The sequence below is a fragment of the Marinomonas sp. 63XJN7_9_ISO-PGPR-S23-217 genome (assembly GCF_056173515.1).
In genome coordinates this window covers 1,397,891-1,420,387 of sequence record NZ_CM149678.1, presented here as the reverse complement: position 1 = coordinate 1,420,387, position 22,497 = coordinate 1,397,891, and the positions used below count along the sequence as shown (strand labels likewise).

Genomic DNA, 22,497 nt, shown 5'->3' with positions numbered 1-22,497 from the left:
GTGAACAGACGACTAGGCAATATAAGGCCCAAAAACGGCATCAAATTTTTCTTCTAATGCGGATTCATAGACTTCTTTGGCAGAAGTTTGATTGGCTAGGGAAACTCGTTCCCGCAGCGCTTTATCACTGAGCAAAGCATCCATCAAATTGGCGAGCGTTTGGTTACTTTCACCATCATAGACAAACTCAGCCGATTCATCTTTCATTATTTCACTCGCCCCCACCCATTTCGTCGTGATCACAGGGGCACCACAGGCCATCGCCTCAGCCACAACACGCCCAAACTCTTCAATTCTGGCTGGCAGTACAAATACATCCAACGCATTAAAGTACCCCTCCACTTTATTGATGATTGGCAGCTGGCGCACTCTATCTTTATAAGGAGAACGGTCTAGAATCGCTTGATATTCAGGAGACAACTTATCTTTACCAACAAAGACAAAATGCGTTTTCTCAGCCACCTCTTTTGGCAATAAGCTAATGGCCTCAAAGAATCGATCAACACCGCGTTTTTTAAAATTTCCAGACGTCACTAAGCCCACCAGAAGCTCATCGTCTTTCACTCCTAGGTCGGCGCGAATCGCATTTCGCTCCTCAATGGGTAATAGCTTAAACTGGTTTTCATCAATCGCCGGATAGATCACAGAAATATCGTGCTCTGGTATCGAAAAACGAGACATCAATTCATTTTTGGCCAAGTGTGAGTTGGCAACAATATGTTTAAACTGATGATTTTGGAAAATGGGGGTATGCGTTAAATACATCTCATCGTCTTTCGCCAAGGGCTTGCCATGGATTTTCTCGGATGCTAAATGCACACAATTATGAATAAAGTGCACATCCGGCTGTTGTAAGTCCCCTTGACCTATCAACAAATCGACCTTGAGTTTTTTCGCCAACTTCAACGCTTCATTACTAAACTGCATTCTGCGGTTAAATTTTTTCTGCCAAAAAAATCGCCTAGACTTATGTGAAATTCCACCGCTGTTTTCAATATCCGCGACATTAGCATTTTCAGAAATAGTATGCACTTCACAGCCTTTAGAACGAAAATATTTGATTTCCTCATGCACACTACGACAAGCACCAGAATAGGTCTTCTCAAGGTTTTGTTTCGCAATTAAGATAGTTTTCATAGCCGAAGAAGGATCCTTGACGGTCATTTGAGGGAACAAAATTAAAGCAACAATGATAACAATAAGTGAACAAAAAAGCGGTTCTAAACAAGAAAAAATAACCCAATAGGACGAAATGCGTTATTCAGAGAGATTCTTAGGATAGACACTCACCTCGATAAGATTATTATCAAGGTCATTGAAATAAACAGATTGAATCTCACCCTGAGCGCCCGTTTTGCTGACAGGACCTTCAAGAATCGGCACCTGACAGGCGTTAAGGTGAGCAATGACTTCATCCAGAGACCAATCGGTGATCAAACATAGGTCACCAGAGCCTTCAAGAGCATGATTACGTAGCTCATCACCTACACATTGAAAGTTGATTTTTTGCTGTCCAAAATGCACGGCACGACGACCGTTAGCAAAGGTAACAGGCTTCATTTTCAATACTTTTTCGTAAAAGGCGACGGATTTTTCAATATCAACAACGGTTAACACGATATGGTCAATGTGGCGAATCATGTACCCTTGTCTCCCTTTACAAGTCACGATTTAATCTGTCTTTGCTAATCAAGTAATGCTAGGAGCAAATGGCCTGAAAGACAAGTTAAAAACCTGCTTATTCTCGTAAAGAATGTAAATCAATCTGACCGCTAATCAATTGTAATTTCTGATATTTCTTAAGTTTTTTGACACGATACTCAAGTCTTGCGGCGTCCCTTTTCGAGTCAACCAATTGATGCCAGACAAGTTCCAAAGGTCCTTTTCCTTTAAGGTATTTCGCCCCCGTTGTGCCCTGCTTTGAATGCTCATGAAAGCGCCTTTCCACATCGGTGGTAATACCCGTATAGAGGGTATTTAAACGAGTTTTGATGATGTAGATATACCACTCACTCACGCGCCACACAGCCTTATTAATTGTCCTACCATAGAGGGAAAAATCACCTCACTAAACACTTACCAGATCTGCTAATTGCACAGGGGATCCCATAAACGACTAACGGTAGAATGCTACCAGAAAAAATAGCACTAACCTTTGATTATTAGTAACAACGTCGAAGCAGTCATCACACCCATAACAATATTAAATAGACGTTGACGCTTTACACTCGTTAGCTTTCGTCGGATAGCCTCACCTGCTAACACCCATATTGTGATCGCGGGGAACCCCATGCACGCAAACAGCATAATAATCCAAAAGCCAGACTGAACATACAGATCGCCCGCTAGAGAAAACGAGCTGACACAGCCAATAGACATCATCCAAGCTTTAGGGTTCGCATACTGGAATAAAGCAGCTTGCCACCAGCGCATTGGCACCATTTGCTTATCGATATTTTCTGGTTGTAAATCACTGCATTGACCTGATGGGGCTAAGTTTGGCTTTTGCGTTGACATCTCGTCCGTTGGGGCATTCGCAATTTTCCATGCAAGCCAAAGCAAATACGCCCCACCCACCCATTTTAAGACACTGTAGAGTGGAGGGTAGAGTATAAACAACGAGCCAAGCCCCAATAAAATAGCCAACAATAAAGACGCCATGCCAAGAATAATCCCTAACATATGCGGCAAGGTTCGACGAAAACCAAATTGTGCCCCAGAGGCCAATAACATCATATTGTTTGGTCCCGGCGTGACAGACATAACAAAAGCAAATACCGCGACGCCCAGAAAAAAAGAAAGATTCAGCATTAGACATCCCCATACACTTTTTTATCAAAGGATTTGCTAACACGTTTAAACATCAATATCTCTTTCCCCATTCCCAATAAACTCGCTTTAGCAGCCTGCTTTCTTCTATCCCCTTCACTGATGCCGACATCCTTGAGTTCATCAGCTGTTAAGGACAATAAGGCTTTGCGTGTACGATAGCTTTGCACACACTGTTTTATATGAACCAATAATGCAATCATCAACATAACCCTTCTCCTTCTTAGCCAACTAACCTAAGGCATCAGATTAAAAGGAAAGTAAAAAGCATAACAGTGATAAAAATAGACATTTTTCACCATACAGATTATTAAAAAAACCGCCTGTATGGTGAAGAAAACCCCCATCTGTATGGTTACAGTAGGTATATATTCATTTCTAATAAAATAAGTACTTTAAAGTAAGGGAAAATCGATCATGACACTGTATCAAGATTTAGCGCTAAGACTAGGGGAGCATATTAAACATGGCTTTTACCAAATAGGCGACAGACTGCCTTCGGTCCGTCAATTAGCACAAGAATACAGTGTCAGTATCTCCACCGTACAAGAGGCCTATCGCCAGCTAGAACAAGAAAGATTGGTAGAAGCTCGCCCTAAATCAGGCTACTTTGTTAGTCAGCCTTATCAACACGATAATTTGCCCACTATTTCGCGACCACCTCAACGCCCATTAGAGGTCTCACAATGGGAAGAAGTGCTTAATATGCTGATGATTCGTAGTGAAAAGCTTGGCATACAACTGCAACATGCCATGCCTGATATGCAGGCTCCTACCCTTAAACCCTTGCTTAAAACATTAGCAGATTTATCCAAACAACATCCGCAGTTAGGACTAGGTTATGGTGATGTACGGGGGACGATCGAATTACGCGAACAAATTTGTCGTCTCACCGTTGCCTCAGGATGCCAACTTCATCCCGATGACTTAGTTATTACCTCAGGCTGCCAAGAAGCACTCTCAGTCTGCCTAAGAGCCGTTGCTGAACCTGGCGACATTATTGCCATTGAATCACCTGGCTTTTATGGCGCGATGCAAGCCATTAAGGCCGCTGGACTAAAAGTCATGGAGATACCCACTCATCCAGAAACAGGCATTAGCCTAGAAGCATTAGAATTAGCCTTAGACCAATGGCCAATTAAAGCGATTTTAGCCACGCCTACCTGCAACAATCCTATGGGCTATACCATGCCTGAAGAGCAAAAGAAACGTCTATTTAAACTGGCTCAAAGTTATGATATCACCATTATTGAAGATGACATCTATGGGGATATTTCTTATCAATTCCCTCGTCCAAAGACAATCAAATCGTTTGATACCGATGGGCGTGTATTAATGTGCTCTTCTTTTTCTAAAACCATTGCACCAGGCATGCGTGTTGGATGGATAGCACCTGGCCGCTACCGAGACAAAGTGACCCATATCAAATACGTCAGCAGCTCCATGTGCCCGACCTTGCCGCAATTAGCCATCGCCAAATTTATTCGTCTGGGAGGCTATGACAAACACATTAGACAAATGCGGCAACACTATGAACAACAACGAGATCATATGCTCACTGCCATTAACACCTATCTGCCAAAAGGCACTAGAGTGAGTTTTCCTAGTGGAAGCTTTGTTCTTTGGGTGGAACTCAATCTACCGATAGACTGCTTAGAATTAGTCAAAACCTGTCGCGAGCACGGTATTAGCTTTGCACCCGGACCCATTTTTTCATCCACAGGTAAATATCGTAATTGCTTACGAATCAACTATAGCCAATTACAACCAAACGAACGAGAAGAAGGCATAAAAAACCTTGCGCTTTTAATTGATGAATTCGCCTCAACGAAAAGTCAAAAGGCCAGTTAAAATAGGCTGGATACTATAAAGAAGATAGTTTTCTGTTAAAGTAGTCGTCATAATGGTGATGTGGACATTGCTGCGCCACTCATTACATTTTAAAACTTTCCTCCACGGTTGTACTATTAAAAACAGTTTCCTATCTTTATATTTGTCTATATCAACTATCAAAATGAGATGGACTTATTGGTCATTAATTTTTTACTAGACACCCTCAGTTCAATCTACGTCTGCTAAGGAATCACCAGATGATGAATTTTTTAGAAAACCGATTAATTGGAACCAAATTAGCATTAGGCTTTGGTTCCGTACTGATACTAACGCTTATTGTGGGAATAACAAGTCTGTATGGCGTGAGTTCACTACTCAGCCGAGCAGACAAAGTCCGGTTATCCAACGAGTTAGATCACAATATTGTTGATATGCAGGTTGCTCGCGAGCACTTTGTTACTTCCGGCTCTGAGGCTGACAAAGCCAAGCTAATGGATCTCACTCGACAACTTAGTGACAAATTAGCCAAATCAAACCAGCTCTATAATGGCCCAGATGTATTAGACCTGATCCAGAAAACCAGCCAGAGCATAGCAGAGTATGAAAAGACATTAACGCCACTTGCTGAGGCCCGTAAAAAATGGGATGACGTTGACAAACAGGCAAAGAATCTTCTTAGCAATATTTACAACCAATACGACCTTGTTGCGCAAGCACTTAAGAAGAACAATGATCAGAACAATGCGTCAGAAGTGCTAACCATTGAAACTAGTTTTTATTCCTTAACGTCTTTTATTGATAGCATTATCACAAAAGGACAACCTATTCCTGTGGATGAGGTCACCTCTAGACTAAATACAGTTATCGAAAAAACAAAAGCATTACAGCTACCTGATAATTTACAAAGCCATCAGCAAAAAATATTAACACTGCTTGATCAATATCGTGAAATGGGCAAGCGTAATCCTGAGGTTACATCCAAGCTTTACTCAGTTAAAGACCAATTGTTAGCCCTATCCAAAAGCATGAATAACAATATTGATGCCATCACTCATCTACAAGAGCAAAAGAGCAAAGCGGATGGTTCTGAAATTAACAGTCTAGTGATTGCCGTCACTGTCATTGCCATTCTCATTGGTATCTTTTTTGCCTTATTGATTCGTCACATGATCACCAAACCTATGAGCACAGTGATTCAAGCGGTCGAAAAAATCTCCAGCGGGGATCTCACTCAACAGCTTCACACTGAAAGAAGGGACGAGCTTGGTAAACTGTTAAATCATATCGGTGATATGAGCAAAACCCTAAACAGCTTGATCTCCGAGGTCGTCTCAGGGGTGATGAACTTAAGCTCAACCAGTGAGCAACTGGAAGCCATTTCGAAGCAAGGGCAATCCATGATGCAGTCACAGCGGGATGAAACGGATCAAGTGGCCACAGCCATTAATGAAATGGCCTCTACGGTCACCGAGGTTGCGCGCAATACTGAAACCGCTGCTGAGGCCTCTACAAAAGCGGATGAAATTGTCGGGCAAGGTAATGTCATGGTCAATAGTGCGGTCAAACTCATTGAGTCTTTAGCGGAAGATCTAAATGTAACCAGCCAAGCGATGGAACAATTAAAATCCCGTACCGATAACGTTGGCAATGTATTGGAAGTCATCAAAGCGGTTGCGGAACAAACTAACCTGCTCGCCCTAAACGCGGCCATTGAAGCCGCTCGGGCTGGGGAGGCTGGACGAGGGTTTGCAGTGGTTGCTGACGAGGTGCGTGGACTGGCCAGTCGCACCCAAAGCTCTGCAAAAGAAATCGAAGATTTGATCATTGAACTGCAAAATGGCGCACAAGAATCTCTAACCAGAATGATAAGTAGTCGCGATATGTCAATGGAAAATGCGGAAAAAGCCAAAGGCGTTCTAACCCTATTCAAAGACATAAATGAACAAGTAGGCTATGCCCAGGACATGAACCAACAAATTGCGACGGCTGCTGAAGAACAATCTCATGTCTCCGAAGAAATCAGCCGAAGCGTTGAAAATGTTCGAGAACTGGCTGATCGCACTAACGAAGGAGCACTAGAGTCTGTTCGAGCGGTTACCAATTTAAGGACCATCAGCCATCAATTAAAAACCTTAACAGACCGCTTTAAGATTTGATCTCACTCTGTTTTCAGCGATGACCCCATCGTCATTAAACAAAAAGCCGCTGTTCGATTACTAGACAGCGGCTTTTTACTGTTAAATCGTTTAACAGGCATCATCATTTATTGTCAGTAGCACTCTACTAATAGACCAACGGCCCATGTTCTTTTGCTAAACGGTGACGCATTCTTTCCTCACATTGATGCCGATGCTCTCTCTTCAGTTTCATATATTCTGCCTTTTGCTCCGGTGTTAATATATGAAGTATTTTGTATTGTCTTTCCAACATCGCAACTTTGCGGTCAATTCGTGTGCTCTCCATTGCAGTAGCAAGTTCCCTTGCAGCCACTTTATCAAACTTATCAGCATTCAATAGACTATTGAGCCTCTTTTCATGGTCTATTTCGATTGCTCTCATCTCTTTTATTTCAGCAAGACGAAACGCTCTCAGTTCCTTTTGTTGAACCTCACTAAAATGCAACTCTCTCATCATATGCGGATCTAACCCAACCATCATATCAGGTCGGCACATTGGCGGCTTGGGGCCTCCCAGGTGTCCTGGAGGAGCCTCGGCAAAAGCACTAGCTGCCCCCATCATGAAAGGTAATGTCACCGTCGCTAATATCAGTTTTTTCGTCAGATTTCCCATACCCTATTACTCCTAACTATAAAGTGGTTAATTTGCTGACGCTATCGTCAACCTGTAGAAGTAGCATAGAATCTGACGAGTAAAGTGGCGTATAGCTAAGGTAAAGCTAAGTAAAAACGTCACCGTTTGATACATTTAACAGTAAAATACGAGTAATCCTATTATTCTTGACACATCATTTTTCAAGGAATAACGATGCCACATATTTTGATCATCGATGACGATACAGAGCTAAGTGACCTACTTAAAGAACTGCTAGCCTTTGAGCATTTTACCGTCACCACCGCTTATGATGGAGAAGAAGGGCTAACACTCATGAACGAATCGGTCGATATGATTCTACTGGATGTCATGATGCCCAAACTGAATGGCTTTGATACCCTCAAAAAGTTACGAGAACAATGGGACATCCCCGTTCTTATGTTAACTGCCAAGGGTGATGAAATAGACCGAGTGATAGGATTAGAACTAGGAGCAGACGATTATTTACCCAAACCCTTTAGTGAGCGTGAATTACTCGCTCGCATTCGGGCTATTTTACGGCGTACCAATGGCAAAAGTGACAAGGAAAAGACTGGCAAAGGCCAAGGTAGCCAAGACAAAATAGAATACGATGATCTTGTCATTTACCCAGGCAAACTAGAAGCGTACCACAAACAAGAACTGATCGACCTTACCAGCACGGAATTCGCACTATTGCACTATTTTTTATTGCATCCTGGACAAGTTGTCACAAAAGAATCTCTCAGTCTTGAAGTGCTGGGAAAACGGCTCGCCGTCTTTGATCGTGCCATCGATATGCATGTCTCTAACTTACGCAAAAAACTGCCAGACTCTGTCGACAACAAACCACGCATTAAAACATTACGTGGACGTGGTTATCTGCTGGTGGCTGAATGATTCGCCTACCGAAAATAACCAACCTTTATGGTCGAATTTTTGCCATTTTTTGGTTTACCATGCTATTGGTATTGCTTACGGTACTATCTTTGCCCCATTTAGACCCTAGAAAAATCCATAATATCGACAGGGAACGGCTAAAGCACCTTCAAGCCATCAAACATCGCCTAGAGAAACGCTTTGCCGCACAAACAGATATCAGTCACATTCTACTCAAAATGGAACCCAAACCACCAAAACGACATCCATCTCCTCCCCCACCACCAGCGCAAAAGGACGATCCACAAGGTGTGGAACATGATTCCAAACACATCAAAAAACCGGAGCACATTAGAGAACAGCCCATTTTATTTATAACCAATCTCAACGGATTGATTTTGTCTCCTATCAAGGGACCCGACTTTATTTTTCGCGCTCTACGAAATTTCATTACTTCGATGGACAGTCCAAGTAATCCGCAACAAAAGCTTTATGGTCGATTGATGCTATCTGGGCCATTATCCATCCATCTGGCAGGCAATGACTATCTGTTGTATGTTGGCCAAGAATGGCACCGTCCACCACCATTATTATTACGTTTATTTGATCATCCGTTACAACTTCTTCTGGCTGTCATGCTCGTCAGTACCCCCTTGTTACTATGGTTAGCTTGGGCTCTTAGTCAGCCAGCTCGGCGTCTAGAGAAAGCCGCACAACGCGTTGCTAGAGGTGAATTTGAAGTGGATCCTACCTTAGAAAGAGGCAGCTCGGAATTTCGTCAAGCTGGTGCCAGTTTTAACAAAATGGTTGAAGCAGTGAATGAAATGATCAGTCGGCAACAACGCCTACTTTCTGATATATCCCATGAACTGCGTTCTCCGCTTACCCGACTTCGTATGGCACAAGCTATTGCTATTCGAAAACAAGGAGAGAGCCATGAGTTAACTCGCATCGATACCGAAGCCCAGCGCCTCGAAATCATGATCGCAAAACTATTAGAATTAGCTCAACAACAAGTGAATAGCCACAATCATTGGGAGGAACACGCACTGGATAGTTTGTGGGAAGCGATGCTCGACGATGCGCAATTTGAAGCAGAACAATTGGGAAAACAGCTAACCTTTACTCCCATTCCAAGCTACCGAATTCGTTGTTATCCAGCATTGCTCATTAGTGCTTTAGAAAACCTTGTGCGCAATGCCATTTATTACAGCCACCATGCCATCCACATCTCAATACACGAACAAAATAGCTCAATACAAATTGTAGTAGAAGACGATGGCGAAGGCGTACCGGAAGGAGAGTTGAGTGCAATATTCCGTCCGTTTTATCGTGTGTCTACTGCCAGAGACAGGCATAGTGGTGGTACGGGGTTAGGGTTGGCAATATGTAAAAATGCCATCATCCAACACAATGGCACGATTAGCGCATCGAAAAGCCCTCTGGGAGGCTTACTGGTCAAGATCCATTTACCAAAGTGAAAGTTCAAATCCTAAGTCGATTAATTCGTCGATGAAACGTCATAGCTCATTGACATCTATACGGCCTTATCAAGGTGATGCTTTGCCAATCAAAGCCTCACTAAACACACCACCATCTACTAAAGTAAACACTTCATTCGACTTAATATGGGTTTGAAAGTACACATGATCACCATAATACTGGTAACCATTCTTCAATACCTTTTTGTTCCACCACTTTTTAAGCATTTTACCAACTCGCGGCTTACTTCTTAGATCATGCATCGTATCAAAAGAGACAACTTTTTCCTTTTGCGTTGCGATATCCAACTGATGGCTATAACAAGAAAACGTGCCAAAAACAGACGTTTCATCAAACCAAGGTGGTAAGGCTGTTTTGGCATGCTCAGGACCATAAGGAAAGGTCTTTGTGTGACGCAGGTGGTTCACATACATTAGTACTCGCTCTGGCGTATGTGTACTTTCACGAATCGCCAATGCCAAGGCATGAGCAGACATAATATGCTCTGGATGCGGGTCGATTTCTGGCTCTGTCACCAATACAGTGGTGGGTTTGATTTGTTCTAATAAGCTAGTCAAATCCATGACTAGGGCTTCCCCTGAACTCTTATTCGACAAATCATTCGGTAAGAAAATGCGATTCCATTGACGACTCACTTGCGGCGTTAACTCCGCCAAGACCGGATCCGTTTGAGGCTCTTTCGCGGTATCATAAAGCGCATTTTTGGTTAGCCCAAAGTAGCCAAGGGAAGATAGCTGCTCTAGAGGAACACCTGCAAGCAGCGGTGTCGTCATACTGTTCCAGGCTCTAATGGCCGCTTTGCGAGCAACTGCCGCATGCATGCTATCGTCCAAACTAGGAATATACTGTTTCTCTAGTTTCTGAACATTTTGCCCGGCATTAATGGTTGTTATCCAAGTCGACTCAGCAAAATCATGATAAAAACCGTAAGCCGCCAACTCCGCATCATCGGCATGTGGGGCTAGAATTAAAATTGGTCCATCACTAAAATCCGGTTTTTTAAACGCCAATAATTTTCCATAATTAGGCATATGGCAATGTTTAAATACCAAGGTCGCCACCGATTTGGCATTATTGTTCAACACCCCACTCAAATTGAGATAACGAACCCCCTCCTCACCCGACTCAAAATACTGAGTATTGAAAACCGACACCACTGAATCATCCGACTCAACAATCGCAATAGAGCCTTGCTTTTTCTTATGAGTCGACTGATAAGAAAACGCTAATAGCCAAGTGAAATCCTCAATATTTAACTCACTAAAGCCTCCGCCATCCGCTAAATTAATAGTGACGCAGTGTTGATGTTTCGATTGGGTGTTTTCCAGTATCACCTCACTTTGCCAATCAGGCTGTAAAGCGTATTGATAATCCGTTTTCTTCATAGCTAACTCGTATCGGTGCAATCATCTCATCGCGTTACAGGGTATTCTCTGTCGCGAAGTAGGCTTGGATATATTGTTCAACAATGTGTGCTTCATCAAACTGCTGTAATGCTTTGGCAATGTCTGCTGTCAACTCTGGGGTTCTCTCTTCTTGTAGCGCCAAGACCATTTTCTCTGCCAAAGACTTCGGTGTTTGCTGCGCTAAAAAATCGCTTAACTTACCTTGCATTATATCGCTCACGCCGCCAGGACAATTTGTCGCCACCACGGATGTGCCACAAGCCAACGCTTCAATCAACACCATCCCTAAACCTTCGCTCGTTGAACTTAATACAAAAAGGTCCGCTTGCTGATACCAAGGAAACGGGTTGTTTTGTTGGCCTTTTAAAAAAACATAATCTTCTAAAGCAAACTGTGTAATGGTCTGTTTGATTTTTTCACGTTCACGGCCTTCCCCAACAATTACCAAATCATGCTGTATTCCATAGTGTTGACGAGCGTAATGATACGCCTCAATCAACAACGGAAAGTTCTTACCCGGCACCAAGCGTCCGAGCCCTAAAATATAGGGTTTTTTATGATAATCCACACCATCAACTAGACGTGCCGCTTCCTGACGAATTTTGTCATAATCATTAGGATTGGTAATCGTGTGAATGCTCTGACAAGGAATCTGGAAAGATTCAATTAAGTCCTCAAAAGACTCACGCGCCCCATCCGACACACACACCATACGACGATGAGAAAACAATAAGGTGAAGATACGTTTAGAATACGCACCAAAATGCACTTTGTTTTGTGTGCTTTCACAGACAAACACGAAACGCTTGTCTTGCAAAGGCCAAACATGACTGAATGTTCCATGCCCTCGAAATACAATCAGATCAAAACGGCCAATACGTTTTTCCAGCCGACTTAGTTTATAAGTAAACACCGCCGCCTCTGCATAAGCAAAAAACATAGCAAACGTCTTACGAAATAGCACATTCAATAAGCGACAGATCACTAGCCAAATGAGACCTATACCACTCAATAACACCCATTTTTTTAAATCAAATAAATGCATCGTCGTATTGGGATGACTGGGGGTAACCTCGACTTGACGATTTTTAAGGTAGATTAGATGAGCATCATGGCCTTGTTTTGCAAACGCATCAGTCAAACTGCAAGCCACCCGTTCCATACCGCCCAATTTTAAAGAATTAACAACTACTGCGACTCTCATCCCACATCCTAAAGATCACTATCATACCAATGCATCCGCTTGCAAGTTTCACTATCACTCTATAGAACACTATAAATTGACCAAAAGAGAGCATAGTTTAGCGGTTTGTCTTGTAGAGATCTAACTTAAATGCGACTCACAAAAAAAGCACGATAGGATCATCGTGCTTTTTCAAGGCAATGTTTATGGCTCAGCTTATATGAGCGGCGTCGACAGCATTAGCCATCCATGGTTATTCCGTTACTAAGTTTCTGTCAGTGGAACGTTTACCAGTAACAATAAAGCTAAATATTAGCATAATCGCGGTTACGCCAACGGTTGCAAAGGTTTCTGGTCGGTAGTCTGGAGAAATACACATATAACCCAAAACCACCGCAATCACACCAATAGTTAACCAAGTTAACCCTGGAAACAGCCACATTTTAAAGGCAGGCGATTTTCCTTCTTTTTCTAGCGCACTACGCATTCTCAACTGAGATACAGCAATAACCAAATAGACAATAAGAGCGATAGCCCCCGTGGTTGATAAAAGGAAGCTAAACACTTCACCAGGGAACACATAACTGGCAAAACAGCCAGCAAATCCTGCCAACGTTGAAGCAATTACGGCCACACGAGGCACACCAGTAGAAGAAAGTGTTGTTGCTACCGCTGGCGCATCACCACGACAGGCCAACGAATAAAACATACGAGAAGCGGTATACAACCCTGAGTTCATACAGCTACATACCGCAGTCAATACGACAATATCAACCAATAATTTTGCATGAGGTAAATGAAGTGAACTGAGAACAAACTGGAAAGAGCCCGCTTTTAATGCAGGATCATTCCAAGCCACCAGAGACACAATGACAAAGATAGACAAGAGATAAAACAGCGCAATTCGATACACAACCAGTTTTGTTGCTTGGCGAATCTTGTCTCCTGGGTTTTTGGATTCTGCCGCCGCAATGGTCACAATTTCCGCTCCGAAGAAAGAAAAGATCGTCACTAATACACCAGCAAGCACGGTGCCAAACCCTTTTGGCATAAAGCCTCCATGAGCATACAGATTCGACACACCGCTAACATTCTCAGCTAATGGCCAAACACCGAAAATCGCCATGCCACCAATAATGATAAACGCAATGATCGCGACTACTTTAATCAGCGCGAACCAAAACTCAAACTCACCATAGCTTTTTACATCCCATAAGTTTGAGATTGTCAGAATCACCATGATCCCTACCGCAAATTCCCATGAAGGAATATGTTGGAACCAAGCATGCAGTATATTCGCCCCAGCAATGGCTTCAACAGGGATAACCAATACCCAGAACCACCAATACAACCAACCAATAGTGAAACCAGCCCATGGACCAATGGCACGGGACGCGTATGTCGAGAAAGACCCTGAATCGGGATTAGAGACCGCCATTTCGCCCAACATACGCATGACAAGCAGTACGAGTACCCCTGTCATCGCATAGGAAATCAGAATAGCAGGCCCTGTGGTTGCAATGGCATTGGCGGAACCAACAAATAGCCCCGCTCCAATGATCCCCGCAATTGAAATCATGGAGACTTGTCGATTTGACAACCCTGCCCCCAAATGCTTTGCATGTGTTTTACTCATAGTTACCCCCAGTGATTTATAATCTATTTATTTTATAAAAGTGGATTCATCCACATGTTTCGGTACACCGCCATTGCTATGTTTACAGACTCCTCAGTGGTTTGAAGCATCTATAATACGGAAATGACAAGGTACTGAAGTGATATCCTTGTTTGTAATCATTAGTAAATTTTTGGAGTGAAAGCCCCTCGAAAAATCGAATAGGAAAGATGTTTCACAAAAAGTACAATCTTCAGTAGTACATTTTTTTTTGATCCATCTCAAGTAACAGCAATGTTAACCACACCATTACACCATCCCAAAAACCAGCATCTTGACGATTTCTTTGTAATTGACTGACTTACATTTGACCGGTGCAAAGCATTCAAAGAAACGAGGGGAGTGTATTCTCTTCTAAAAATTTATATGGACTATTGAATCATGTATAAACAATCAAAAAAGTCTTTTTAAAACAATAAAATAACAGAAAATTTATAAAAAAATATAATGATGTTGAAGACCGTAGCAGAAAAAAGTACTTCAAACACGAAAATACTACCCATTTTTATTGCAAAATAGTCTGGTGAAACTTTCAAAAAAATCTTGCTAGGAGTAACGATTATGGTTAACAAAGAGAAAATTAAGAATGGTTCATTTTTATCTTAGTGAATCGTGGATATATTAAGGATAAGAACTAGAATTTCATTAAATCGTCATAACTGAACAAAATCCAAACAAAATGAATATTGTTCATTTTTTAATAAACAGCCTATTATCTAGAAGACTAGGCAATTATCTTGCAACGCGGCAATCCTAAAGCTCTGCTTTTAATAATCAAGCCACTTATAATGATTTAGGAAACGTGCTAACCAACCACTCTGACGAGGCAAATAGAACGATCCATGATTCCCGCCGCCAAACCTAACAACAACGTTGATAAAAACATGTTAGGTGTTTTTCGATATAGTCAGCGTGCCATTGAACTCGTGTGGCAAACCTCACCTGCTCTTACCATCGGGTTAGCTATTGCCACCTTAATCGCTGGTATTCTTCCTGCCGCCATGGCCTATGTGGGACAACTCATCGTTGATGCCGTGATGAGTGCAATGCATACCTATAAAGAAAGCCAGATTATCCATTATCAGGCCGCATTTAATTATGTGGTGTTGGAAGGGGTTCTGGTACTTACTATTGCTGGTGCACAACGCTCAATCACCGCACAACAAGCGATCTTAAGAACCCTGTTAGGACAAAAGGTCAATATGCTTATTTTAGAAAAAGCACAGACCTTAACCTTAGCTCACTTTGAAGACTCAGAGTTCTACGATAAATTAGTGCGAGCACGCCGCGAAGCCTCTAGTAGGCCTCTCGCCTTAGTCAATAAAACTTTTTCGATCATTCAAAACACCATCTCCTTAGCCAGTTTTGCAGTCTTACTTTGGCAATTTTCTCCTTGGGCCTTGCTTATACTGATTCTCGGGGCTTTTCCTTCGTTTATTGCTGAAGCAAAATTTTCAAGCGATGCCTTTATGATGTTTCGCTGGCGTTCACCAGAAGTGCGCCAACAAAACTACTTAGAAACCTTGCTTGCTCGTGAAGACAACATTAAAGAAGTGCGCCTTTACCAACTAGGGGAGCGCTTTCTAAAGCAGTATGGCAGCATTTTTGCTGTCTTATTTAAAGAAACCAGACAACTTATCCTACGTCGAGAAACCTGGGGGTTTGTACTGGGAATTATTAGCACATTGGTTTTTTATGGCGCTTACGCTTGGATTGTTAGCGATACCATCATTGGCGCGATTAGCCTCGGCCAAATGACCATGTATCTTTTACTTTTTAAACAGGGCCAAGGTTCGGTATCGGCCTCGCTTACCGCCATTAGTGGTATGTATGAAGATAACCTTTACCTCTCCAATCTATACGAATATCTGGAACAACCAACCAATCAACGGCATCAAGGGTTACAGGCTGGCCCAACCCCTAACGACGGTATTCGTTTTGAAAATGTATCTTTCCAATACCCAGGTAGCCACCAGTTCGCTTTATTGAACATAAACTTACATATACGCCCAGGTCATAGTCTAGCAATTGTGGGAGAAAATGGCTCAGGCAAAACCACACTCATTAAATTGCTAACTCGCCTTTATGAACCTAGCAAAGGCCGCATTTTACTGGATGGTCTAGACCTAAACCAATGGGATGAAGCGACGCTACTGCAACGCATCGGCGTCATTTTTCAAGACTTTGTTCGCTACCAATTCACCGTTGGCGAAAATATCGGAGCGGGAGACAATGAGCATTTTAATAATGAAACGGGCTGGCAAATGGCAGCAGAACAGGGCAAAGCCACCGACTTTATCAACCAACTAGATAAAGGCTACCAAACCCAATTAGGACGCTGGTTTAAAGACGGACAAGAGCTCTCTGGCGGTCAATGGCAAAAAATCGCTCTAGCACGAGCATTCATGCGCAAAAGTGCGGATATTTTAGTACTTGATGAACCCACCGCTGCCATGGACGCTCAAGCCGAAGCCTCTATTTTTCAGCACTTCCAGGAACACACCAAAAACAAAATGGCCATCCTCATCTCCCATCGTTTTTCAACAGTACGTCTTGCTAACGAAATCATCCTCATAGAGCATGGTGAAATTAAGGAACGAGGTACACATCAAAGCCTACTAGAGCAACAAGGACGATACGCTCACTTATTTACACTACAAGCTCAAGGCTATCAATAGAATCCATACCAACCTAAGAAGACAACCAGCTATTTTCGATGACGTGCCCCAACATACTCAAACGAGCTGTGTTTAACGCCATATACTCCAAAAGTATCTTTACAAGATATATAGCATTTATTTATAAGCTTAGTAGATAATTACATATAGAAGTAAATGCTAGGACATCCTAATATGTTTAACACAAGCTTAGGCTTGTTTCGTACTTCAACCAATATTAAGGAGAATCTAATGTCTTTACGCATTAACGATACTATTCCAAACCTAGAACTTGAAACGGATCAAGGGACTTTTAAGCTTCATGATTGGATAGGTAACAGTTGGGCAATTTTGTTTAGTCACCCTAAAGACTTCACACCAGTTTGTACTACGGAGTTTGGAGCAGTAGCCCAGTTGTCTTCAGAGTGGGAAAAGCGTGGTACAAAAGTGATTGGTTTATCTGTTGATGGCATTGAAGAACACAAAGAATGGAAAGCCGATATCGAGTCTTTCTCTGGTGCAAAAGCAAGTTTCCCTATTATCGCGGATGAATCTTTAGAAGTCTCTAAAGCATTGGATATGTTACCTGCTGACGCTTACCTTCCCGATGGCAGAACCGCAGCGAATTCAGCCAGTGTTCGAGTCGTTTTTATCATTAGCCCAGACAAAAAAATACAACTATCCATGACATATCCGATGTCAGTTGGTCGTAATTTTGCAGAGGTTTTACGAGCCCTTGATGCGTTACAATCGAGCTATGGTGTACCGATTGCAACGCCTGCAAATTGGGTTGCAGGCCAAGATGTTATTGTTGCTTTGTCTTTAAATGATCAACAGGCGAAAGAAAAATTTGGTGAAGTTAATACTATTTTGCCCTACCTTCGTACCGTTAAGATGCCATCATAATTATTTCTTGCACTGGCGATCCACTCTCTAAGTTCATTATGGACCGCCTTTAGAAAGCTATAAATAAAGCCAGACGACAGACGACGTCAGGCTTTATGCATCATTTTGCCAGTTCAATCCCTCTTCTAGGGTCGGTACTTCAAAATACTTGGTCACTTGATGGAATACCGATTCAGTATCAAACGCCGCTCGCGTGGGCTCTTCTTTGCGTCGCTGCGCAATGCGTTTTAAACACTGCTCATCACTGACATCTAAATAAAAGAATTCATGAGGTGCATTGATTTTTGCGACTAAACTTAAAAACCATTTACGCTGTACAACAGTATTAGCAGGAAAATCCATGACGACATTGGTCCCGGTGGAGAGAATATTCTGAACATGTTCTCTTATTAAGGGTTTTAACCGTGCCGAATAAGTTAAATAGTCCTTAAAAGAAAGAATCAAATTCGGATAAAGTGCCGCTAACCACACATCTTCTGACAGCAAAACCGCATTTCTTTTTTCAGCCATTTGCTTAGCTTGTGTTGACTTACCGGCCCCCATTTTCCCACAGAAAAATACTAAACAGCCCTTTTCTTTCATACCGGCTCCATCCTTATCGCACCTCTTAATATCATCTTTAATCACTATTAAGAGACTAGAACCAAGAAAAGCAAGGCGCAAGATATTTTCACTAGGATCGTCGCATTACGCCTCCTAAAGTTTAGCTATAATCATCAAAATCCCCACCAAAGTCATCAAAACCACCGGCATCGCCAAACCCGCCTTGGTCAAATCCCCCTTGGTCAAACCCACCTAGATTTGAATTAAACCCATCGGGATCCATGCCACCTTGGTCAAAACCAGCTTGCCCAAATCCACCTTGCCCCATACCATTGTCAGCGAAGCCCCCTTGATCCATGCCATTATCAGCAAAGCCATCTTGGTCCATGCCATTATTAGCAAAATCTGATTGCCCCATATCTTGTGGAGGTGTTTCATTAATAATATCGACCATCTCTGTTGGCGAATGGTGACTAAACATATCCATCAACATATTCCCTACAACCAAACCGCCAGCCACGCCTGCCGCTGTTTTTAACGCTCCGCCTAAAAAGCTGCTACCGCCGCCACCGCCAAACATACCACCCGCAGCCGTTCCTCTTGCTCCATTCCCTTGGTAGTTAGCTTGTTGCCCATAAGCCGAACCAGCGCCATAACCCGGTCCCGCTTGTTGTGCACTTCCGCCCCAACCAGCCCCAGAGTTGCCTTGTCTGCTTTCCTGTTCATTTCGAGTGTTTTGGCTTCCACCACCAAATAAGCCGGATAAAAATCCACCAGAACTTGGCTTGCTAGCCACTTCTTTTTCCAGCGCTTCGACCTTCGCTTTTAGCTGTTTTAATCCAGCTTCTTGCATAATAATGGTTTGCGCCATGTAGTAAGGCGCGGATGGGTTATTCACTAGATGTTTATTAATATGAGCTTCAGCGTCCTTATCCCGCTCGCCAGTTTGCTTTTCTGCTTGTGAAATACGTTCAAACAAATTGTCGATTAAACGTTTTGCATCATCACTCATGGCATAGGCCTCTTTGTCTAACAATTCAATTGGATCAGTTTATAAATACAACCCTGTTACCCTCATGATAAGGTCAGCAACAGGACTAACAAGCCATTAAAAAGTCAGGAAAAAGGAAAAAGTTAGTGGTTAAAATCGCTCTTTCATGGCTAAGTAGCCTTCTCGAATATGTTCAATGAGCGCTTGTATGCGTTTAGAGGGCGTCCGAGTGAAGGGGTAGACAGCATAAATACCAACAACTTTCCCAACATGACCTGCTAGTATTTCGACGAGTTCGCCCTTTTGTAGTTCGTCATAGACGAGACAAGTGGGAAGATACGCCACCCCATTACCCGCCAGCATAGCTTTTTTTAATGCGGCGGCATTATTAGAGGCAAAATTTCCCGACACTTTATGAGTGTAAAGGCGATTGTCATGAGAAAACTGCCAGTCAAATGTTCCAGTACTTTGATGGGTATAACCCAAGCAGTTATGCCTTGATAACGCCACAGGCGTTTGAGGAACTCCATTGCGGTCAAGATAAGCAGGCGACGCACAAATCACCCAACGGGAATTGAATATATGTCGAGCAATCAGGCTGGAATCTTCCAGATACCCAGTTCGGATAACCAAATCATAATTTTCCGCCACAAGATCCACAAAATGATTGTCCATGGACATATCCACCGTCAATCCAGGGTGGCGATTACAGAAATCGGAAACGACATTAGCCAATAACAGTTCACCAGAGATAGTTGGTACCGACATCCGTATATGCCCCGACATGGATTCACTGTAACCTGTAATCGCATCAAAGGCAGATTGCGCCACTTGATTAAGATTCTTCGCTCTACGGTTCAGTACTTCTCCCGCTTCAGTAAGAGACAATTTTCGAGTGGTACGATACAGCAATTGAACACCTAGCTCTTTTTCTAACTTGCTGATGCGCTTACTCACTACGGATTTGGTAATACCGTTTAACTCAGCAACCTTACTAAAAGAACCGTGTTCAATAACTTGGGTAAACAGGATTAAATCGTCTATTGCGGGCATGCGAAAGATACTCTTTTATAAGCCGTTTCAGAGTGTTTATCATCGAATGATTATTGATCATCCAAAATAATATAGGTCGCAAAAATGGGACCATGAACTCCGACTACTTTAATTAACTCTATATCCGCCGTCGAGCTTGGCCCTGAAATAAAGTTAATGCAGGATGGCATCCGCTTACCAGCTTTGGCTTTCTCGGTCAGTACTGCTGTCGCCTGAGTTAACCTTGGCACAATGGCACTTTTTGGTACGATAAATACCGACGCCTCAGGCAATAAACTAATCACGCGTCCCTGTTCAGCCTGACTATAGAGTACCATAGTGCCTGATTCTGCTAAGGCTTGTTCTGCAAACACAACCCCCACCTTAGCTCGCTCACAAACACGGATATTGGCGTCGTATCCAAGAGATGAATCCCATACATATAGACTTAACCCTGCTTGAGTAAGCTGGTTAATATCGATGCCGGCCTGTAATCGAACGTCAGCAGATAACACAACATCTTTACCATCATCCGACAATGTATTTTGTTGATAAGCGAGGCAAGCCTCAGACAACACCCGACTCAACTGGGCTTTTGTTGTGACAATGGCCTCAGCACCCAGTGCATTTTCGGTGTAATCCACCAAGCGATCTCTCAGTTGATCTGGCGACCACCCAGCCATAACTTCTTGATGACAGCGGTATTTAAGAGCAGGCCGAACCGGTGCCTGCGTGCGTCTAGGCCGATCTAATACCTTAGCAATGTTCTCCAAAAAAGCGGTACGGTTCTGTAATCGCGCTGGGTTAGTCATGATGATCTCCTGCCTCATTTTTCTGCTGATCCCCTTTTGTTTGATGTCGGTTTTTAAACCAACTTCGGAAAGATTCACCATCGGGTTGAGGCAAATCTCGTGAATCCGTCCAATCTTTTAAGGGCCCCACATTAAAAGGCATTTTACCGTCTTTTATCGTCGCGTTAGCCACTTTGGCACCCGCTTTAACGGTTTTACCCCACAATGCTGGGCGAGCATTTACATAGTTAAAGAACCCTGCTGCGGCACGTTCACCCAGCGGAGTTAATTTACTTTCCGCCATAACTCTACGATGCTTGAGCAATAAATCGGATAAAGGAATTTTCACAGGACAGATGTCATTACAGGACTGGCATAAACTACACGCATAAGGCAATTCTTTAAAATCTTCATAACCCCCTAATAGCGGTGACAACACCGCCCCAACCGGACCTGAATAAATGGAACCATAGGATTGACCACCAATGTGGCGATAGGCTGGGCAAGTATTCACACACGCCGCACACCTTATACAACGCAGAATGTCTTTAAACTCAGAACCTAAAATGGCGGAACGTCCATTATCGACTATCACCAAGTGGAATTCCTCTGGTCCATCACATTGATCACTCTCTCTTGGGCCAGTCAGGGCCGTCACGTAACCTGTTAACGGCAATCCCACTGCACTTCGGCATAACAAGCTCACCACAATATCCAATTCTTCAAAAGTGGGTACCAGACGCTCCATGCCCATCACCGCAATATGTGTTTTCGGTAAACTGGTAGCCAATCGTGCATTACCTTCATTCGTCACTAAACTGACCGTGCCCGTTTCTGCCACGGCAAAGTTACAGCCTGTAATACCGATATCAGCTTCTAAAAAATCATGACGAATATGTTGACGTACAAAGCGCGTCATCTCTTCAGGGTCATTTGTCCCTTGATACCCCACTTTCTCTTTGAAAATATCGCGAATCTGAGTACGGTTTTTATGTAATGCAGGCACCACAATATGGGAAGGCGGATCGCAATCATCTACTTGTAGAATATACTCACCAAGATCCGTTTCAATGACTTCGCAGCCAAGGCCTATAATAGCCTTATTTAGATCAATTTCTTCGGTCACCATGGATTTGGATTTAACGATTTTTTTTGCTTTTTTCTCTTTGAGAACGCCTTCAATGTAACCTCTAGCCTCTTCGGCCGTGCTAGCAAAAAACACATTGCCACCGTTTTCCACGACCTTGTCACTCAATTGTTCTAAATAGTAATCAAGATTCTCCAAAACATGCTGACGAATCTCTTTCCCCATTTCTCGCCATTGCTCCCAATTACCTAATGCCTCGGCGGCTTTAGCACGGTTAGTGAACATTCGCTCTTGAGCATTGGCAACAGATTGGCGCATATAATCATCTTGCATCTGAATATCAATGCGCTCTTTAAACGTCGCATGACTGGTTTTCATCGACATGTCTATCC

The 22,497-nt window shown here is 42.9% G+C and carries 20 protein-coding genes; 6 read left to right on the top strand and 14 right to left on the bottom strand.

Annotation, left to right across the window (positions count from 1 at the left end; translation table 11 throughout):
* Positions 1–12: 12 nt before the first annotated feature.
* The 5 genes from AC0VYI_RS06645 to AC0VYI_RS06625 all read right to left on the bottom strand — a co-directional run bounded on the left by AC0VYI_RS06645 (position 13) and on the right by AC0VYI_RS06625 (position 3,038).
* Positions 13–1,137, bottom strand: coding sequence for a glycosyltransferase family 4 protein (locus tag AC0VYI_RS06645; RefSeq protein WP_475431427.1), 1,125 nt, complete (start codon positions 1,135–1,137; stop codon positions 13–15).
* Positions 1,138–1,257: 120 nt separating this feature from the next.
* On the bottom strand, positions 1,258–1,641 hold the full coding sequence (locus AC0VYI_RS06640) for a VOC family protein (RefSeq protein ID WP_199477334.1): 384 nt from the start codon (positions 1,639–1,641) through the stop codon (positions 1,258–1,260).
* 97 nt (positions 1,642–1,738) lie between these two features.
* Positions 1,739–2,017 carry a GIY-YIG nuclease family protein gene (locus tag AC0VYI_RS06635; RefSeq protein ID WP_475448144.1) on the bottom strand — a complete coding sequence of 93 codons (279 nt, stop codon included), beginning with the start codon at positions 2,015–2,017 and terminating at the stop codon, positions 1,739–1,741.
* Positions 2,018–2,148: 131 nt separating this feature from the next.
* Positions 2,149–2,811 (bottom strand): LysE family translocator, encoded by a 663-nt coding sequence (locus AC0VYI_RS06630; RefSeq protein WP_475448142.1) that lies wholly within the window; start codon positions 2,809–2,811, stop codon positions 2,149–2,151.
* Positions 2,811–3,038 (bottom strand): DUF1127 domain-containing protein, encoded by a 228-nt coding sequence (locus tag AC0VYI_RS06625; protein ID WP_475448140.1) that lies wholly within the window; start codon positions 3,036–3,038, stop codon positions 2,811–2,813. The genes AC0VYI_RS06630 and AC0VYI_RS06625 overlap by 1 nt, the downstream gene beginning before the upstream one ends.
* 208 nt (positions 3,039–3,246) lie before the next feature.
* Between AC0VYI_RS06625 and AC0VYI_RS06620 the strand changes: the two genes are divergently transcribed.
* Positions 3,247–4,680 (top strand): aminotransferase-like domain-containing protein, encoded by a 1,434-nt coding sequence (locus AC0VYI_RS06620; protein ID WP_475448139.1) that lies wholly within the window; start codon positions 3,247–3,249, stop codon positions 4,678–4,680.
* A gap of 239 nt (positions 4,681–4,919) precedes the next feature.
* Positions 4,920–6,818, top strand: coding sequence for a HAMP domain-containing methyl-accepting chemotaxis protein (locus AC0VYI_RS06615; RefSeq protein ID WP_475448137.1), 1,899 nt, complete (start codon positions 4,920–4,922; stop codon positions 6,816–6,818).
* Positions 6,819–6,945: 127 nt separating this feature from the next.
* Here the strand turns inward: AC0VYI_RS06615 and AC0VYI_RS06610 are convergent, their stop codons facing one another.
* Positions 6,946–7,452, bottom strand: coding sequence for a Spy/CpxP family protein refolding chaperone (locus tag AC0VYI_RS06610; protein ID WP_475448135.1), 507 nt, complete (start codon positions 7,450–7,452; stop codon positions 6,946–6,948).
* Between the two features lie 195 nt (positions 7,453–7,647).
* Between AC0VYI_RS06610 and AC0VYI_RS06605 the strand changes: the two genes are divergently transcribed.
* Both AC0VYI_RS06605 and cpxA read left to right on the top strand, forming a co-directional pair.
* Positions 7,648–8,352 carry a response regulator gene (locus tag AC0VYI_RS06605; RefSeq protein WP_199477327.1) on the top strand — a complete coding sequence of 235 codons (705 nt, stop codon included), beginning with the start codon at positions 7,648–7,650 and terminating at the stop codon, positions 8,350–8,352.
* Positions 8,349–9,812: an envelope stress sensor histidine kinase CpxA gene (cpxA, locus tag AC0VYI_RS06600; RefSeq protein ID WP_475448133.1), complete on the top strand. Its 1,464-nt coding sequence runs from the start codon at positions 8,349–8,351 to the stop codon at positions 9,810–9,812. The genes AC0VYI_RS06605 and cpxA overlap by 4 nt, the downstream gene beginning before the upstream one ends.
* Before the next feature lie 69 nt (positions 9,813–9,881).
* On the opposite strand, the gene AC0VYI_RS06595 is transcribed toward cpxA, so the two are convergent.
* From AC0VYI_RS06595 to AC0VYI_RS06585, 3 genes are all read right to left on the bottom strand, one after another.
* Positions 9,882–11,219: a hypothetical protein gene (locus AC0VYI_RS06595; protein ID WP_475448131.1), complete on the bottom strand. Its 1,338-nt coding sequence runs from the start codon at positions 11,217–11,219 to the stop codon at positions 9,882–9,884.
* Positions 11,220–11,253: 34 nt separating this feature from the next.
* The gene (locus AC0VYI_RS06590; RefSeq protein ID WP_475448129.1) at positions 11,254–12,444 is read right to left on the bottom strand and encodes a glycosyltransferase; all 1,191 of its coding nucleotides are present in this window, start codon (positions 12,442–12,444) and stop codon (positions 11,254–11,256) included.
* Positions 12,445–12,676: 232 nt separating this feature from the next.
* The gene (locus AC0VYI_RS06585) at positions 12,677–14,059 is read right to left on the bottom strand and encodes an amino acid permease (protein ID WP_475448126.1); all 1,383 of its coding nucleotides are present in this window, start codon (positions 14,057–14,059) and stop codon (positions 12,677–12,679) included.
* An 881-nt stretch (positions 14,060–14,940) separates the two neighbouring features.
* On the opposite strand from AC0VYI_RS06585, the gene AC0VYI_RS06580 reads away from it, so the two are divergent.
* Positions 14,941–16,776 (top strand): ABC transporter ATP-binding protein, encoded by a 1,836-nt coding sequence (locus tag AC0VYI_RS06580; RefSeq protein WP_475448124.1) that lies wholly within the window; start codon positions 14,941–14,943, stop codon positions 16,774–16,776.
* A 231-nt stretch (positions 16,777–17,007) separates the two neighbouring features.
* Positions 17,008–17,661 carry a peroxiredoxin gene (locus AC0VYI_RS06575; protein WP_199477322.1) on the top strand — a complete coding sequence of 218 codons (654 nt, stop codon included), beginning with the start codon at positions 17,008–17,010 and terminating at the stop codon, positions 17,659–17,661.
* Positions 17,662–17,754: 93 nt separating this feature from the next.
* Here AC0VYI_RS06575 and AC0VYI_RS06570 read toward each other — a convergent pair whose 3' ends face one another.
* The 5 genes from AC0VYI_RS06570 to AC0VYI_RS06550 form a co-directional block, all read right to left on the bottom strand.
* Positions 17,755–18,243 (bottom strand): P-loop nucleotide/nucleoside kinase family protein, encoded by a 489-nt coding sequence (locus tag AC0VYI_RS06570; protein WP_475448122.1) that lies wholly within the window; start codon positions 18,241–18,243, stop codon positions 17,755–17,757.
* Positions 18,244–18,364: 121 nt separating this feature from the next.
* Complete coding sequence (locus AC0VYI_RS06565) at positions 18,365–19,216, bottom strand: DUF2076 domain-containing protein (RefSeq protein ID WP_475448120.1); 852 nt, start codon at positions 19,214–19,216, stop codon at positions 18,365–18,367.
* Positions 19,217–19,345: 129 nt separating this feature from the next.
* Entirely contained in the window at positions 19,346–20,248 is a 903-nt protein-coding gene (locus AC0VYI_RS06560) for a LysR family transcriptional regulator (RefSeq protein ID WP_199477319.1), read from the bottom strand.
* A 50-nt stretch (positions 20,249–20,298) separates the two neighbouring features.
* Positions 20,299–21,039 carry a LutC/YkgG family protein gene (locus tag AC0VYI_RS06555; protein WP_475448118.1) on the bottom strand — a complete coding sequence of 247 codons (741 nt, stop codon included), beginning with the start codon at positions 21,037–21,039 and terminating at the stop codon, positions 20,299–20,301.
* Positions 21,032–22,489, bottom strand: coding sequence for a LutB/LldF family L-lactate oxidation iron-sulfur protein (locus AC0VYI_RS06550; protein WP_475448116.1), 1,458 nt, complete (start codon positions 22,487–22,489; stop codon positions 21,032–21,034). Before AC0VYI_RS06550 ends, AC0VYI_RS06555 begins: the two co-directional genes overlap by 8 nt.
* Positions 22,490–22,497: the final 8 nt, after the last annotated feature.

Bases quoted from the DNA above. Each gene is read 5' to 3' on its own strand.
- AC0VYI_RS06645 (WP_475431427.1), bottom strand. From the start codon at position 1,137: ATGAAAACTATCTTAATTGCGAAACAAAACCTTGAGAAGACCTATTCT.
- AC0VYI_RS06640 (WP_199477334.1), bottom strand. From the start codon at position 1,641: ATGATTCGCCACATTGACCATATCGTGTTAACCGTTGTTGATATTGAA.
- AC0VYI_RS06630 (WP_475448142.1), bottom strand. From the start codon at position 2,811: ATGCTGAATCTTTCTTTTTTTCTGGGCGTCGCGGTATTTGCTTTTGTT.
- AC0VYI_RS06625 (WP_475448140.1), bottom strand. From the start codon at position 3,038: ATGTTGATGATTGCATTATTGGTTCATATAAAACAGTGTGTGCAAAGC.
- AC0VYI_RS06620 (WP_475448139.1), top strand. From the start codon at position 3,247: ATGACACTGTATCAAGATTTAGCGCTAAGACTAGGGGAGCATATTAAA.
- AC0VYI_RS06615 (WP_475448137.1), top strand. From the start codon at position 4,920: ATGATGAATTTTTTAGAAAACCGATTAATTGGAACCAAATTAGCATTA.
- AC0VYI_RS06610 (WP_475448135.1), bottom strand. From the start codon at position 7,452: ATGGGAAATCTGACGAAAAAACTGATATTAGCGACGGTGACATTACCT.
- AC0VYI_RS06605 (WP_199477327.1), top strand. From the start codon at position 7,648: ATGCCACATATTTTGATCATCGATGACGATACAGAGCTAAGTGACCTA.
- cpxA (WP_475448133.1), top strand. From the start codon at position 8,349: ATGATTCGCCTACCGAAAATAACCAACCTTTATGGTCGAATTTTTGCC.
- AC0VYI_RS06595 (WP_475448131.1), bottom strand. From the start codon at position 11,219: ATGAAGAAAACGGATTATCAATACGCTTTACAGCCTGATTGGCAAAGT.
- AC0VYI_RS06590 (WP_475448129.1), bottom strand. From the start codon at position 12,444: ATGAGAGTCGCAGTAGTTGTTAATTCTTTAAAATTGGGCGGTATGGAA.
- AC0VYI_RS06585 (WP_475448126.1), bottom strand. From the start codon at position 14,059: ATGAGTAAAACACATGCAAAGCATTTGGGGGCAGGGTTGTCAAATCGA.
- AC0VYI_RS06580 (WP_475448124.1), top strand. From the start codon at position 14,941: ATGATTCCCGCCGCCAAACCTAACAACAACGTTGATAAAAACATGTTA.
- AC0VYI_RS06575 (WP_199477322.1), top strand. From the start codon at position 17,008: ATGTCTTTACGCATTAACGATACTATTCCAAACCTAGAACTTGAAACG.
- AC0VYI_RS06570 (WP_475448122.1), bottom strand. From the start codon at position 18,243: ATGAAAGAAAAGGGCTGTTTAGTATTTTTCTGTGGGAAAATGGGGGCC.
- AC0VYI_RS06565 (WP_475448120.1), bottom strand. From the start codon at position 19,216: ATGAGTGATGATGCAAAACGTTTAATCGACAATTTGTTTGAACGTATT.
- AC0VYI_RS06560 (WP_199477319.1), bottom strand. From the start codon at position 20,248: ATGCCCGCAATAGACGATTTAATCCTGTTTACCCAAGTTATTGAACAC.
- AC0VYI_RS06555 (WP_475448118.1), bottom strand. From the start codon at position 21,039: ATGACTAACCCAGCGCGATTACAGAACCGTACCGCTTTTTTGGAGAAC.
- AC0VYI_RS06550 (WP_475448116.1), bottom strand. From the start codon at position 22,489: ATGTCGATGAAAACCAGTCATGCGACGTTTAAAGAGCGCATTGATATT.